The following is a 15,697-nucleotide window of genomic DNA, read 5'->3' on the forward strand; positions in this document are numbered from 1 at the left end:
GTTGCAATTCGTAGAACTGAAAAATTACATACCAAAAAGGCAAAAGAAAATATGCTAGTTCTTAAGATGTAAGCACAAATTTCATTTCAATATTAATGAATATACTAGTTGCTGTTGGTTTTCCCTTTTGCTTTTCCTTGGTTGCCTAATAAATGTTTGCTGCTTCCAATCAATTACTATGGTCTATGATTGGCTTACTCCTGACAATGGGTGGTACCTTCTTAGAAGTTTATGGCATCACCTTACCTTGGACTTGGAGTCAGCACGGAATTCAGACTTTTCCTTTAGGTGTCACTTTTCAAATTGGCGCAGTATTGTTGGTGGGTTGTTTAGGGGGCAAAAATGCAGGTGCGCTTTCGCAAATTGCCTATTTAGTTATGGGGTTAACCTTATTACCAGTATTTGCCGATGGCGGCGGTATTGGTTATGTCAAGCTATCTTGGTTTGGCTATCTACTAGGCTTTATTCCTGGAGCTTGGATTTGTGGCTTAGTTGCCTTTAAAGCCAGACCTCGACTAGAAACTCTTGCCTTTAGTTGCGTCTGTGGCTTGTTAACTCTCCACATCTGCGGTATTACTTATTTGATTATTAGCTATCTTTTTCATTGGAAAGGCACAGAAAATCTATCCTTGATGCAAGCAATCCTTAAATATTCCTGGTTTGCACTACCAGGTCAACTAACTGTGGTCTGTGCAGTTACTGTAATAGCATATATATTGCGTCACTTAATGTTTTATTAGTTCATTGTTATTTGTCCTCTCTTACAAAGTTCTGAGCGCCGGCTTCCGGCGCTCAGACTTTGCGCTTTGTCAAAAGCTCATGACCAATGACCAATGACCAATGACCAATGACCAATGACCAATGACCAATGACCAATGACTAATTTGCCATGCATTTAAAAAATCGTCTTTTCTGGATCGCTGCCTTCATCACTTTTTTCTTAGACCAAATAACAAAGTACTGGGTAGTACAAAGCTTTAGCTTGGGGCAGACACTACCACTATTACCTGGGATATTTCACTTCACCTATGTCACTAACACTGGTGCGGCTTTTAGTCTGTTAAGTGGAAAAGTAGAGTGGTTGCGCTGGCTATCTTTAGGAGTGAGTTTAGTCTTGATAGCGTTGGCGCTAATTGGCCCAACATTAAATTTATGGGATCAGTTAGGCTATGGCTTAATTTTAGGTGGAGCTATGGGCAACGGTATCGATCGTTTTGTTTTAGGCTATGTCGTTGATTTTCTTGATTTTCGCCTAATTAACTTTGCTGTATTTAATGTGGCAGATTCATTTATTAGTATCGGTATTGTTTGCCTGTTAATTGCTTCTTTGCAAAAAACACCAACTCCAACTGGCAGATCCCATTAAACTATTAAGCCTGGGATGATTAATCCCAGGCTATTGACTTAGTGAAACCCTTGCTCAGTCTTATATGCGAAGACTTTACGTATAAGGTTTTATCAATTTTTATTTGTCATCTGACACCAGTTTGCATAACTGGTGCAAGAGTTCAAGAAAGATGCACCGACAATCGCTGATGGCAAACTAGTATTTAGATTATGCCGCAGCTTTTTATTTAATTACCTGTGGTAGGAGTTTTTGGCGAAATAGAGCCAGGAGTACTGGGAGAGCTACCTGGTTCAATACTGCTGCCAGGAGTGCCAGGAGTGCCAGGTTGTTCAGGAGTAGTAGAGCTACCTGGTTCGGTAGAGCTGCCAGGAGTGCCAGGTTGTTCGGGTGTGGTTGGAGTAACGCTTCCTGGTGCTGGAGTTAGGTTGCTAGGTGCGCCTTCAGGTGTGGTAGAGCTTCCTGGTGCTGGAGTTAAGTTGCTAGGTGCGCCTTCTGGTGTGATTGGAGTAACGCTTCCTGGTGCTGGAGTTAAGTTGCTAGGTGCGCCTTCTGGTGTGGTTGGAGTAACGCTTCCTGGTGCTGGAGTGGTTTCAGGAGTGCCAGATTCAGGAGGGGTGGTTCCTGGTGTAGTTGTACTATCAGGAGTGGTGGTGCTATCAGGCGTTGTAGTTCCTCCTGGTACTGTAGTGCTACCAGGAGCGTTAGGCGCAGGAGCGCTAGGGGTGGCTGCTGTGCCGCCGGAACAGCGTGAGTTGAGCGGAAAATGATCGCACAGAATTTTCATACCTTCTGGCGACATCTTGATTTCCGTTGGTGTGCTAGTGGAGTCGCTACTAGACTGGGCTATGGGGGATTTACTGGATTCGGCTACAGCAATGTTAGTGGTAAGTGCCAAAGATAAAGCTGTACCAATCAGGGTCAGAGATTTTCCCATCATTCTGAAATTAACCTCAACTGAACACTCGCCCTATTAAAGCAGATAATTAAGATTTAGAATATCTTCCTAAATGAAGATATTTAAGTTTGTTTCAATATATGTGGATATGTAAAATTGGTAAAATTTAAATCAGTTGTTTATTTATAACTAGTCTTAAAAAATACAAAGGAAATCTTATAGTTCTAGTTATAGAACTATTAATACTAGCTTAGATAAGGCTTTGAGAAGGGATAAAAAATTTTACTTCAATAAATAAGTGACTAAAATCACAAATCAGTTCTAACTTTAATATAAATTAAAGTATAAATTAGTTCAAAAAGTTCCGTATAGGCAATTTATGCTTTGGCTTATGAGTAAAATGATGAAAGACTAACATCTAATATTAATTGTAATTCGCCCGATTCTTCATTAAAAACTGTGATGTGAATAGCCGATGAGTTCTCCCCAACCCCCTCACAAGCCACAAACGTTACTAGGTCAACTGACTCAAGCAGTACATACGATTCAAGCTAGGGTCGATTTTTCTAAATTGGCGCTCAAGCCTAATGCCAAAGTACCAGAACTTTGGGTGCAGGATGCGGGGGCGGATAAAGCAGAGGTATATCCACTGTTGGGCGATCGCTATATTCTCGGTCGTAGCTCCAAATCCAGCGATATCGTCATCCGTAACCCTGTTGTCAGCCAAATTCACCTGTCACTATCGCGCAATTCTACTCAGCGCACACCAGTTTTCACGATCAAAGACGAAAACTCAACCAATGGCATTTATCGTGGTAAGCGTCGTGTTAGCTCTCTAGAACTGCGTCACGGCGATATTCTGACTCTGGGCCCCCCAGAACTCGCCGCTTCTGTGCGGTTGCAATATGTCGATCCACCAGCATGGTATGTCAAAGCTGCAAGTTTGACAGCTTATGGAATTGGTGGTGTCAGTGCCCTATTAACATTAGTGATTGGCGTCGAATGGCTGAAATTTTCAGTCAAACCTCTACCGACAGCGACACGCGCCCCAGTAGTTGTTTACGCCCGTGATGGAGCCACTCCCCTGAGAGAACCTCGGACAATCTCTCATGTAGATATGAAGCGATTAGAGGAATTTGGCCCTTATTTGCCTGCTGCGGTAGTAGCTTCAGAGGATAGTCGTTATTACTGGCACTTTGGGGTCGATCCTCTGGGGATTTTACGAGCTGTGTTGATTAATAGCCGCACCGGAGATGTGCAACAAGGAGCCAGCACTGTAACCCAGCAAGTTGCGCGCAGTTTGTTCCGCGAGTATGTAGGTAGACAAGATACCCTTGGTCGCAAATTGCGGGAGGCAGTTGTCGCCCTAAAGCTCGAAACATTTTACAGCAAAGATGATATTTTGCTGATGTACTTAAATAGGGTTTTTTTGGGAGGGGATACCTCTGGCTTTGAGGATGCAGCCCGGTATTACTTTGAGAAGCCGGCTAAAGAATTAACTTTGGCAGAAGCAGCAACATTGGTAGGAATTTTGCCTGCTCCCAACGCTTTCGATTTTTGTGGGGATGGGCCAAATAAGCTAGAAGCGGCTGAATACCGAAATCGCGTAATTAAGCGGTTGCTGGAGATGGGCAAAATTAAACCAGAGGATGCGAACCGAGCTAGACGCTCCACTGTCCAAATTAGTCCTAAAGTGTGCGAACAGCAAGCTAAAACGATCGCACCTTATTTTTACAGTTACGTCTTCTCTGAACTCGAATCAATTTTGGGGGAGGGAGCTGCAAGAGAGGGAAACTATATCATTGAAACCAAGCTCGATCTAGGCATACAGAAACAAGCAGAAGCAGCGTTAAGTAATTCGGTCAACAACTCTGGTAGAACTTTTAATTTTTCTCAAGGGGCATTAGTCACTCTTGACTCTAGTACAGGCAGTATCCTCGCAATGGTAGGCGGGACTGATTACAAAAAAAGTCAGTTCAATCGTGCTGTTCAAGCCAAAAGACAACCAGGTTCCACCTTCAAAATCTTTGCTTACACTGCCGCCATTCAACAGGGAATTTCGCCATCAAAGAGTTATTCCTGCGCCCCTTTAACTTGGCAAGGTTTTACTTATAAACCCTGTCGTGCTGGTGCTGACACTAGCTTCGATATTGCCACCGGGCTGGCGCTTTCAGAAAATCCTATCGCCTTGCGAGTTGCGAAAGAAGTCGGGCTGGATAAAGTAGTAGCAATGGCGCAGCGTTTGGGGATAAAATCAAACCTCGATCCAGTTCCTGGCTTAGTACTGGGTCAAAGCGTAGTCAATGTTTTGGAAATGACTGGTGCTTTTGGCGCTATTGGCAATCGCGGTGTGTCCAATCCTCCCCATGCCATTAACCGAATTTTAGACAGTGGTGATTGTCGCGATCGCAATGATATCAAAACCTGTCGTGTAATCTACTCCTTCGACCAAGATCCAGGTGCCAACAAACGAGTGTTGACAAATGATGTCGCCGATCAAATGACTAGTTTGATGCGTGGTGTAATCGCAAGAGGTACTGGTCGTAGTGCTGCCATTGGACTAGGTGAAGCTGGTAAAACTGGCACGACTGATAAAAACGTTGACTTGTGGTTTATTGGTTTTATCCCCAGTCAGCGACTTGTAACTGGCGTTTGGCTGGGAAACGACAATAATTCCCCGACATCTGGCAGCAGTGCTCAAGCAGCTCAATTATGGGGGAATTATATGCGGAGAATTACACGGTAATTGGGCATTGGGCATTGAGAATTGGGAACTATTGATCAATAAATGATCAATGGACTTTTGTGAGAAGACCTGATTTTGAGGACTTAGAAGTTTATCAACTCGCCCAAAAGCTAGCTAATGAAATTTGGCATATTGTTCAAAGATGGGACAATTTCACTAAAGATACACTGGGCAAACAAATTGTTCGGTCTGCTGATAGTATTTGTGCGAACATCGCAGAAAGTAAAGGTAGGTACAACGACCAAGATAATCGGCGTTTTGTCAAGATTGCGAGAGGGTCTTTGTATGAAACTATCAGCTTGTTGAGGTTAGCCTACGCCAGACAGTTATTGACAAATGAACAGGTAAGTAGATTTAAACCAATTCTTGATGAACTATTACCCAAGCTCAATGCTTATCTAAAATCCATAGGAAATAGGGAATAGGGCATGGTGCATCGAGAATGGGGAACGGGGAATAGGGAATTCCAACTTAATTCTCTGCCCAATGCCCAATGCCCAATGCCCAATTACTGATATCCCTTCCAAGGAGTGACTTCGAGCTTGCCGTTAGGCTTGAATATCACTTGGAAGTGGGCTAGAGGTTCTCTGTCATTGGGAGGAGCTACATTAGAACCATAGACAGCGTTAAACATCTTAGGAAGAGGTGTTTCTCGGAAATAATCAAAGGCGACTTGATTGAGTGGTTCATAGTCAGCAATTACACCATCTTTGTTGACTGCTACCCGATATTTCAAATCTCGTGTAAAGGTGGGAGTGCCACTCCAGGTTTGGCGAACTGTATTATAAAGCTTTTGATTTAAACCTTTAGTGATATTAGAGTCAGTAATTTTTGCACCGAGTACTTCTGGTGTCTTAGCATATCCTCGCCAAGGGCTAACTTGCAGCACACCATTTGTAGTAAACACTATTCGGAATTGAGCAATTGGTTCATTGGAAATGGGAGCGCGGTTAGCAGGATTATAAAGTAGGTTAGGCAGAGGAGTTTGCCCGACTCCTTGATTGGCCTCTTTATTCACCGCTTTATAACCAACGATCGCTCCATCCGCAGCTACACCCAAACGATAAATCAAATCTTGTTGCAATCCTGAGCGTTTAGTCCAAGCTGGATGAATTTGGTTATACACTTGACGATTCAATGCACGCAGCTGGGATGGATCGGTAATTTCTGGAACTGTATTTAAAAGTGCTTCTAAATCTTTAACTGCTGGCTTTTCATTAGCTGTGGGTGGTGGTGTTGGTGTTGTAGCCACGATAGGTGTTGCAGCTGCTGATGCTGGAGGATTAAGGCTCTTTGTTGTAGAGCTAGTTTGCTCATCTGGCTTAGGCTGCGGTATACGCATTTGGGGAGGTGGAATCAAGTTAAATGCGATCGCTGCTACTGCTAAACTCGATACTCCCACGGCAGCAGGAACAGCCTGCCTGATTACAGCCTGATTAGCACCGCCATAGCGTCTAGTAACTGGTTGTAGTTCTAGGGATAATTCTGGTAAAGTCTGGGTATCAGCAAAAAACTGATCCACTGCTTCTACTAAATCAAACAACTGCACCGTATTCAAATCTATTTCAATCGGCGGACGTTTAGAATTATTAGAGTGATCGAACCCCTCTGGAGCGCTTTCTGAATGTATGATTAACCTGTGGAGGTTGCCATCAATTTTTTGAAACTCTACTAGCTCCGATTCTTGGTTGTGTGCTTGCGGATTGGATACGCTACTCAGAAATTCTTGGGCGTAACCACTAACAGCCCTCACCAAACTTTCAAAAAATTCTCGCCCTCCAGTTAGGGGTTGGTTATAACCAGATAAATAGCATTCTGCATTTACCAATATTGATAATTCTGGGCGCATTTCCTGGAACTGTGCAGCCCTAGTCACATCACTTAACCCTTCTAACAGAAGAGTACAATTAGGTAGACTGTACTTACGTTGAATATTCATTCCACTTCACCGTCAAAAAGACTAATCCAGAACCGCTGCATTCCAGCAGTACCAGTACAAAAGAGTAATTGTCCTAACAAATTTATTGCTAGCGCATCTAATTTTTCATCAGAGGTTAATGCTAGTACGCCAGAACGTCGAGCATTCATCCGGCTTTTAAAATGCGCTCTAAACCGCTCTAAGTAATTAGATAGCCGTAAATTCTGTTCTAATGGAATCTGTTTTTCTTCCATTTGTTGACATATCATTAATAACTGGCGGATGACAACAGTTAAACGCCGTGCTATATAGCAAGCAATGACCACCAGAGCTTTTGCTTCCATAATAGTTAAGGGACGGCGCATGTGCGCTCTTCGTAGCGGGTTAGAACTACGCATCCGCCATAAATTCACCCTGTCTTTAACAATTCCTTTAAGATCCAACTCTTGAGCAAAAGCCAGGATTGCTTCCGAACCACCAAGCTCTAAAGCTTCAATTGCCAGTAAAATCAGGTCAATTTGCAGCCTGGTTCTGCGAGGACACGTTTTAGAAGCGATCGCAGGATCTGGTAAAGTGTCCAGAATCATCGGCAGTGAGTCTTGGGTTGGACTGTTGAACGGCGTTAAACTTGCTGAAACATTCATTCTATAAATACCTTGTGCGGTTCCAACAGACTAGATAAAACAAATTTAAGATTGGTAGCCAAGACTTGAGCCTTAGACTTGTGACAGTAGCATGACTACCTGATATATACATTACTTAACTCTTTCTACTCAAAGTTTTCCCTATATTGAAATCAAAATTTTAAAACATAATTAAATTCACCTCATTTATTAGTGAAATACCTTTTATAGCTTGGTTTAGATTCTAATTATCGTCAATGAAGGGCGAAGCTTCAACCTTTACCTCCACTTGACCCCCAGCGTATGACATTATAGTGTACGATTTTTCAGGTATCTGAAATTGAGCATTGGGCATTGGGCATTGGGCATTGTTTATTATATTTATCTACCTCATTCCCCATGCCCCATTCCCCATTCCCTACTCCCCATTCCCCATTTTATGGATTTAAAGTCTCTCATTCGTGACATCCCAGATTTCCCGAAACCCGGAATTTTATTTCGGGATATTACTACGTTACTACGCGATCCAGAGGGACTGCGCTACACTATTGACTTTTTAACACAAAAATGCAACGAAGCTGGAATAACAGTTGATTACGTCATTGGTATGGAGTCGAGGGGATTCATTTTTGGTTCACCTTTAGCTTATAAATTAGGAGCTGGTTTTATTCCCATCCGCAAAAAAGGGAAGTTACCAGCAGCTGTTTACTCAATTGAATATCAACTAGAGTATGGTACAGACTGCCTAGAAGTGCATCAAGACGCTTTACATCAAGGTAGCCGAGTTTTGATTGTGGACGATTTGATTGCCACAGGTGGAACTGCAAGTGCCACAGCCAAATTGGTGCAGAAAATTGGCTGTGAACTAGTAGGATTTGGGTTTATTATCGAGCTACGGGATTTACAAGGGCGTACACATTTACCGGACGTGCCGATTATCTCTTTAGTTGAATATTAGTCATAGGTCATAGGTCATTAGTCATTAGTCAATAGCAAAACAACTGGCAAATGACAAAATATAAATGACAAAATATAAATGACAAAGGACAAAATATAAATGACATCTGCGAAAATTTCCTTGGAGACAAGTCGGGATTGGCTAATCGAGCTAGTCACGAGCGAAACTTTTGTTTATGTGGCAAAGCGGCTATTGCAGGCACTGCTAACTTTGTTATTGGCGTCAGCGTTGTCGTTTTTCATCATTCAACTCGCTCCTGGTGATTATGTAGATACGCTACGGCAAAACCCGAAGATATCTCCTGAAAGAATTGAGGAAATCAAGCGGCAGTTTGGTCTGGATAAGTCTTGGCCAGAACAATTTGGGCTGTGGCTATGGCGAATCTTGACCAAAGGGGATTTTGGCACGAGTTTTATTTATCAACGTTCAGTTGCATCGCTGTTGTGGGAACGAGTACCAGCGACATTACTATTAGCGATCGCATCTTTAATTGTCACATGGGCGATCGCCATCCCTCTGGGGATCTTTGCGGCTGTTAAACAAAATAAGCCAGCAGACCAGATTTTACAGGTGATTAGTTACGCTGGACAAGGCTTTCCCAGTTTCATCACTGCCTTAGCGCTGCTGGTTTTAGCCCAAATCACCTCGCCATTGTTCCCAGTGGGTAGCATGACTAGCATCAATCACTCAGAACTGTCGTGGTTTGGCAGAATCTTAGATATCGGCTGGCACATGATTTTACCCACAATCGCACTCTCAATTACTAGTTTTGCTGGTTTGCAACGCATCACTCGCGGCGAATTATTGGATGTTCTGCGTCAAGACTACATCCAAACGGCTCGTGCCAAAGGTTTGCCAGAAAACCGCGTCATCTACGTTCATGCACTCCGCAACGCCATAAATCCCTTAATTACCTTATTAGGTTTTGAATTAGCTAGTTTATTAAATGGTGCCTTCATCGCCGAATTTTTCTTCAACTGGCCCGGTTTAGGGAGGTTGACTCTACAGGCTTTACAAGTTCAAGATTTATATTTATTAATGGCAAGCTTGGTGATGGGCGCAGTACTGCTGATTATTGGCAATTTAATCGCCGACTTGATGCTCAAAGCAGCTGATCCACGCATTCGCCTAGAAAATCTCAATTAGCAGCAATTCAAAAATCCAAAAAATCAAAACGTATTGGGCGGTTTCCAGACTACTGCCAACTATAAACAAACAATAAGTAGGTAGCCAGAGTGCGGATGTCGTTAAAGAAACTGTTGCTGATTCCTCATCCTGTCTTGAATTCGGCTACTCTCAGTTTCAGGCTATTTCTGTATACTGCAAAATTGTGAATTGCTTTTTAACTAATTATTTTACCAAGATTCAGACTTAGTTTTTGCACTCGTATATTTAAGAGTTTTTTCTAAGCGGGCGGCGGGAATCGAACCCGCATTAATAGCTTGGAAGGCTATAGTTTTACCACTAAACTACGCCCGCAAATTTCCAACCATATAAACGTAACACAGTTTTTGCCAAAATTCAAGTATTTAGTTGGAATTGGCGGGTTGGATTCTGATCCTGACATATAGATTGCTCAATTCTGGTTTTGTGCCATCGTTATTGTGGGCAGCAAGAAAGTTTTCTGTTTTAAAAACTTCATTGAGAACTTGCTCGTATGTACTTTTTTCACTTTGCAGTGTTGCTGGTTCTATTTCTAGAACTACAGCTTGTTTAAAATTACCATTGTTATCGATTATCAAGCTAGCCAAGAGTTGTGCTGCTTCAAGTCCAGAATTGTGGACAAGAAAACTTGGGTCTAATTGTTTTGTATTGCTTCCTCTGTATAAAGCGATAACGTCGGGTAAAGCATCTTGTCGGAATCCTCTTGATTGTATCAAGCTAATCACTTGATTTCTAGATAAGGGAGCTACTATTGCTACCGATGCTCCCCCAGTCGAAGTTGCTGGAGTTTCTCTAGTTGAAGTTGCTGGAGTTTCCCTAGTCGAAGTTGCTGGAGTTTCCCTAGTTGAAGTTGCTGGAGTTTCTCTATTTTCAGGTTCTGAAACTGGTCGATTTGATGGAATACCTGTTGGTAGTTGCGTTCCCTTTCCCAGTTTAATTTCTTGACGACGCTTCCAAGGTAAATTACCGACTGGAACTGTAGGTGTCGGTGTGACTTTAGCTATAGGTTTTGGTGTGGCTTTAGGTGTAGGTTTCGTTGTGGCTTTAGCTATAGGTTTCGGTGTGGCTTTAGGTGTAGGTTTCGGTGTTGGCGTGGGGACTATCTGTTTTCTAAAGGGTTGACTATTAGGTTGAGAGGCGTAAATTCGGCTCTTTTTCTGGAGATTCTCAGGGGAATTGATTGCACCAAAATCTTCATTTTTAGGAGTAGTTCGTGCTGTTTGTGACGAACGTGTTGGTACAGACTTTTGAGTTGAGGATAGTGGCTTTGACGAAACTATTTTGGCTGTTGATTTTGATTTGATTATTGATTTTGTTTTAGGAGCAATTTCTATCAATTCAATAGGAACAGCAGATTGATTTTGCTGGGGAAACCACAGACTAAATGCATTAGATAAGCGCATCAGCCAGAACACCAGCAAGTGCAGAGAGACTGAACTGACAACGACAAAAATCCACAAACCTGGTGGATCGGTGTGTCGTCTCCAGACCTTGGCTGGAATTGGAGTTTTGTCTGCAACCGATGGTGTCATATTATATAAACTGGATATGATTATGCACTTTTACTCATTGGTAATGCTTTAAAATACCAGTCTAAATTTTAGCGATTAACCATTACCTCTGGTGTAACAGCGAAAGTCAAAACTGTTTCATCTACTCCTTTCAGTTCTAGCGGCCTACCTTTAGTAATTTCTCCTTCCTGTAAATAATCTGCTACGGCAGCAGAAACCAGGATTGTACCGGGAACAGCGGCAGCTTGCAACCTTGCAGCAATATTCACACTTGGGCCAATAGCTGTATAATCGGCACGTTCAGCGCTACCAAACATCCCCACAACAGCAGTACCTTGGTGAATACCGCACCGGAACTGTACGCTAGTAAGTTTGTCGCTATTGAATACACCTTGCTCTCGCCAGCGCTGGTTTAACTCAGCCAGTGAGCGGTGCATTGCTCTTGCTGTATTAATCGCACGACGCACTTGTTCGTTAGGGGTTAGTTCTTCCGGCGCTCCATATAAAGCTAAGATAGCATCTCCCATAAATTTATCTACAGTACCGCCATTGCTAAAGACAACTTTGGTCATGGCTTCTAAATATTCATTTAGCAACTCCGCGACTCGTCGGGATCTGAGAGTATTTGCTAGCTGTGTAAAACCCACAATATCGCTAAACAAAACTGTAATTAAGCGTGGTTCTGGGCGCAAATCTAACGTTAAATCTCCGGTTGCGGCTTTTTGCACCAATACAGCAGGCAAAAAGCGCTTTAGCACCGATTCTGTTAGATAAGTATTTAACTCCACAATTCGCCGTTCATTTTCTTTCAATGCTAAAAGATTCCGAACTTCCGCCAAAAGTTCCCGATCGTTAAATGGTTTTGCTAAATAAGCGTCCGCGCCATGTTCTGTACCTTCGATGCGGGTTTCTTCATCTACTTTCGCTGTCAGCAGAATGATTGGTGTTCCTTTCAACGTCTCCTCATTGCGGATCATCTGAATCATCTCAAGTCCGCTCACTAAGGGCATCATTAAGTCAGTCACAATCAAGCTTGGTATAATTTCCTTAGCTTTACTATGCCCTTCATGACCGTTACGAGCCGTCTTTACATGATAGCCATTACGGCGGAAAATCTCAGATACATAGGTTCGCAAATCGGGGTTGTCATCTACAACTAAAATTGAGTGCTGAGTCTTAAGTGCTGAGTCTTTAGTCTCAACACTGGAAGAGAGATTTATTGTAATATCTTCAATATTGTTTGTTGTTGGCTCTACTAGTTCTAAATCAGCCAATTCTACGCTAGCGCGGCTCGTATTTAGTTCGATAGGCGTCTCTAGTATTTGCTGTGCAGGTAAATGAGCATTTCCAGTCACTAGCCATAAACTAAAGGTAGTACCTTCACCATAAACTGATTCCACAGTGACTTGACCACCATGTAATTCTACTAATTCTTTAACTAAAGCTAAACCCAAACCACTGCCTTCATAGGAGCGATTTGCTGAACCTTCAGCTTGGCGAAAGCGCTCAAATAGGTGAGGAATTTGTTCTTTAACAATGCCTATTCCAGTATCTTGTACTTGCAAGATGCAACGATCGCGCTCAGATTTTAGTCGAATACCAATCGTGCCACCTTCAGGAGTAAACTTCATGGCATTTGACAAGAGGTTATAAACCACCTTGTCAAATTTTTCCATGTCTAAGTACACCGTCGAACATTCATCTAGCTGGGTAACGAGATGCAGTCTCTTTTTCTCGCAGTAGGGACGAAAAGATTCCACTATTTGGCTGACAAATTCGACTAAATCGCAGGGATGGAAGCTAGGCTGCATTCTCCCGGCATTCAGGCGTTGTAAATCCAAGAGTTGATTTACCAGTCGCAGCAGACGGCGGGAGTTACGTAGGGCGATCGCACATTGGGAGTAAGATAATCCTTCACCAGCCGCCACCGCCGACTCTAAGGGCCCTTGAATCAAGGTAATTGGTGTGCGAAACTCATGGGAAATATTTTGGAAAAATTCGGTTTTTTGTTTGTCTAATTCCAGTAAGCGTTCGGCTTGTTGGCGAGTTTTTTGATACAAATGTGACTGCTGCACAGCGATCGCTGCTTGCGCTGCAACTGCTTTGGCCAAATCGATATCAGATGGCAACCACTGACGTACTTTTTTACCTTCATGTAAAGTAATACTACCAATACATTTACCATCAGCTAATAATGGCACAAACATTAGCGATCGCGCTGGCATTTTTAAAGGCAAATCAAAACCCCGCACATCTGAGTGAGAATGACTCACATTACCAATTACCACAGGTTCATGTGTCTGTAGCATTTGTTGGAGGATGGGATTCTCCTGTATAGATGCTTGAGAATAGGGTAATCTCTGGGTTGGTAGGTGATTATTGCTACTTAATCTATTTTCTAGGGCTGGCGATGCCTGCGGCGGGCTGTGCCTACTGAAATTTTCTAGATGTTGAAAACTGTCATACAAGCCCACACACTCAACAAACTCATCTTCCTCTGTCCATAAAGACAAGACGCAGCCATCGACTTGTAAAGCTTGTCCTAATTGCTGGGTAATTGCCGCAAAAATATCTTGAGGATCTAAGCTAGAGCGAATTGCGCTAGTAATCGTATTAATCAAGCTCTCTCGCTTGGCAAGGGCACGTACTTGTTCGTAAGCATAAGCTTGAGATAAAGCTAAGGCTGCCTGATCCGCTACCATCAACACTAATTGCACCTCATCATCTCCCCAAAAGCGAGGCAGAGAACACTGGTGCAGTGCTAGCACTGCCATCAGTTCTTGTTGGCAGATCAATGGCACAACTAAACTAGAACAAATGTTAGCAGCAGCAAAAGCTTGCCCACGTTCGCGCAGTTCGGGAGTGTTACCGTGAATGCGCTGATCATCGATCGCATCGTGAATCACCTGAACTTCGCGGGTTTCCCACACCGTCTGAGCCAAAAGAGACAGAGGGGGAGCAGAGGAGGCGGGCAGAGATGAAAGACCTAGTGCTAGTTCCCCTTCGTTCTCCTGCACCTCTGTTTCTTCAGAAAGAGGCTTCTGATAAATAAACCCTTTATCCGCCAACTGCTCATCTTGGAAGGGACGCAACAGACAGACATCCACTTCCAACATGTGACCTACTGTATCTACAATTGCTTGCAAAATTTGTCTATAGTCTAAAGCACTGCGAATCGTATTGGTAACGGTATTCAGCAGCGATTCTTGACGGAGTGTGCGGGTAAGTTCGCGGGTTCTGGCTTTGAGAACATTGTGGGTATCCAAAGCTTGGCGTACCACTGCTTTGAGTTCCTCCGCTTCCCACGGTTTAGTGACATATTTAAAGACCTTACCAGCGTTGATTGCTTCCACCAGGTCTTCGACATCGGTGTAGCCAGTTAAAATAATCCGGATAATATCTGGATATTGAGTTGCTGTCAGGCTCAAAAATTCTGTACCGCTCATCATTGGCATCCGCTGATCGGAGATGATCACCGCAATCTCCCCCTCTTGAGTCAGCAGATCGAGGGCCGCAGGGCCAGAGGTTGCCCTTAGCACCTTATAATCACGATAGAAAGTGCGGTAAAGCAAGTCAAGGTTGTCTGGTTCATCATCGACAACCAAAATTTTAGGCTTACTGTTTGCTTGGGATTTCATGCACCGCTTTCCTGCTGCAACGGCAGTCGGATAAAGAATAATCTGATCAGGTAAGGATTTTTCTGAGTCAGGTAAGAGCAGAGCATTTCGACCAATAAGGCTGTTTGGCTACATGACTGCTGAGTGTGGGAGCGTTTACTCACAGTAATTCGTCTCAATTGCTTGTACCGATTACCGTTTGCGTTGGTGCAGTGTAATTGCTTTCATTGTCAGTTTTAGTTTTACAGAGTCGACACTTGCTTGCCAAATCTTTTTTCACCTCCTGTGAGCAATGTCTGATAATACATACAGCGCTCATAGCCAGCTGAAAAATCCAGATAAAGCTGCATATTAAGTTTTCCCTTTGCATCTGTTGTAATAACACTTGCAGGTAAATTTTATTTATGGTAGTCATGGTAGAGTCAGCCAAATTAGAACAATTAAGATTTAAAGCCAAAGTATACTATTAGACAAATACCTCTTTCTAATTTAGCAATCAGAACTATCATTAAGACAAGTGGTAGTCGTTGAGGAGTCAGAGATTAGGGATTAGAGAACCTTGCAGATTCTTGTCCCAGTAGCTTTACAGTTTATTTGAATGACTTAGTAGCAAAGTAGTGCCAGTGTATCGGCAACTGCAAAAACAAGTTCAGTACTGCAAGCAAGGGTAGTTTGAAACCAGAGTTTGCCAATAGTGTACTTACTTAACAATTTCGGAGATGCTGCTTACGGACAAGTTATGCTATTCCTCTGCCCACTCATTCAAAGCTCTATCACTTTACAGATGCTTTTGTGGCAATCAGTTTGATATTCTGGGTACCTAAAACAAGGGATGCAATGAATCTACTGAATTTAAGGTTATAGATTTATGAAGTTGTAACTCCTAATACTCTTTCAAAAATGCAGGTTATAAAACT

At 42.9% G+C, this 15,697-nt stretch carries 11 protein-coding genes and 1 tRNA gene; 6 read left to right on the forward strand and 6 right to left on the reverse strand.

Going from position 1 to position 15,697, the window contains the following annotated elements; translation table 11 throughout:
* Nucleotides 1–152: 152 nt before the first annotated feature.
* Together NLP_RS30365 and lspA are read left to right on the forward strand one after the other, a co-directional pair.
* A complete protein-coding gene (locus tag NLP_RS30365) occupies nucleotides 153–740 on the forward strand; it encodes a biotin transporter BioY (RefSeq protein WP_104909560.1) in 588 nt (195 codons plus the stop codon).
* A 149-nt stretch (nucleotides 741–889) separates the two neighbouring features.
* Nucleotides 890–1,366 carry a signal peptidase II gene (gene lspA, locus NLP_RS30370; protein ID WP_104909561.1) on the forward strand — a complete coding sequence of 159 codons (477 nt, stop codon included), beginning with the start codon at nucleotides 890–892 and terminating at the stop codon, nucleotides 1,364–1,366.
* 208 nt (nucleotides 1,367–1,574) lie between these two features.
* Here lspA and NLP_RS30375 read toward each other — a convergent pair whose 3' ends face one another.
* Complete coding sequence (locus tag NLP_RS30375; RefSeq protein WP_104909562.1) at nucleotides 1,575–2,285, reverse strand: hypothetical protein; 711 nt, start codon at nucleotides 2,283–2,285, stop codon at nucleotides 1,575–1,577.
* A gap of 433 nt (nucleotides 2,286–2,718) precedes the next feature.
* On the opposite strand from NLP_RS30375, the gene NLP_RS30380 reads away from it, so the two are divergent.
* Entirely contained in the window at nucleotides 2,719–4,989 is a 2,271-nt protein-coding gene (locus NLP_RS30380) for a transglycosylase domain-containing protein (RefSeq protein ID WP_104909563.1), read from the forward strand.
* A 59-nt stretch (nucleotides 4,990–5,048) separates the two neighbouring features.
* Complete coding sequence (locus NLP_RS30385; protein WP_104909564.1) at nucleotides 5,049–5,414, forward strand: four helix bundle protein; 366 nt, start codon at nucleotides 5,049–5,051, stop codon at nucleotides 5,412–5,414.
* 83 nt (nucleotides 5,415–5,497) lie between these two features.
* Here the strand turns inward: NLP_RS30385 and NLP_RS30390 are convergent, their stop codons facing one another.
* Entirely contained in the window at nucleotides 5,498–6,928 is a 1,431-nt protein-coding gene (locus tag NLP_RS30390; RefSeq protein WP_104909565.1) for a DUF4335 domain-containing protein, read from the reverse strand.
* The gene (locus NLP_RS30395) at nucleotides 6,925–7,551 is read right to left on the reverse strand and encodes a DUF3038 domain-containing protein (protein WP_094350233.1); all 627 of its coding nucleotides are present in this window, start codon (nucleotides 7,549–7,551) and stop codon (nucleotides 6,925–6,927) included. Before NLP_RS30395 ends, NLP_RS30390 begins: the two co-directional genes overlap by 4 nt.
* A 418-nt stretch (nucleotides 7,552–7,969) precedes the next feature.
* On the opposite strand from NLP_RS30395, the gene NLP_RS30400 reads away from it, so the two are divergent.
* Nucleotides 7,970–8,488 carry an adenine phosphoribosyltransferase gene (locus NLP_RS30400; protein ID WP_104909566.1) on the forward strand — a complete coding sequence of 173 codons (519 nt, stop codon included), beginning with the start codon at nucleotides 7,970–7,972 and terminating at the stop codon, nucleotides 8,486–8,488.
* A 99-nt stretch (nucleotides 8,489–8,587) separates the two neighbouring features.
* Entirely contained in the window at nucleotides 8,588–9,634 is a 1,047-nt protein-coding gene (locus NLP_RS30405; protein WP_104909567.1) for an ABC transporter permease, read from the forward strand.
* Nucleotides 9,635–9,896: 262 nt separating this feature from the next.
* Here the strand turns inward: NLP_RS30405 and NLP_RS30410 are convergent.
* The 3 genes from NLP_RS30410 to NLP_RS30420 all read right to left on the reverse strand — a co-directional run bounded on the left by NLP_RS30410 (nucleotide 9,897) and on the right by NLP_RS30420 (nucleotide 14,801).
* Nucleotides 9,897–9,967: transfer RNA gene (locus tag NLP_RS30410), tRNA-Gly, on the reverse strand.
* 50 nt (nucleotides 9,968–10,017) lie between these two features.
* Entirely contained in the window at nucleotides 10,018–11,184 is a 1,167-nt protein-coding gene (locus NLP_RS30415) for a hypothetical protein (RefSeq protein WP_104909568.1), read from the reverse strand.
* A 68-nt stretch (nucleotides 11,185–11,252) separates the two neighbouring features.
* The gene (locus NLP_RS30420; RefSeq protein WP_104909569.1) at nucleotides 11,253–14,801 is read right to left on the reverse strand and encodes a response regulator; all 3,549 of its coding nucleotides are present in this window, start codon (nucleotides 14,799–14,801) and stop codon (nucleotides 11,253–11,255) included.
* Nucleotides 14,802–15,697 lie beyond the last annotated feature (896 nt).

The organism is Nostoc sp. 'Lobaria pulmonaria (5183) cyanobiont', assembly GCF_002949795.1.
Lineage (GTDB): Bacteria > Cyanobacteriota > Cyanobacteriia > Cyanobacteriales > Nostocaceae > Nostoc.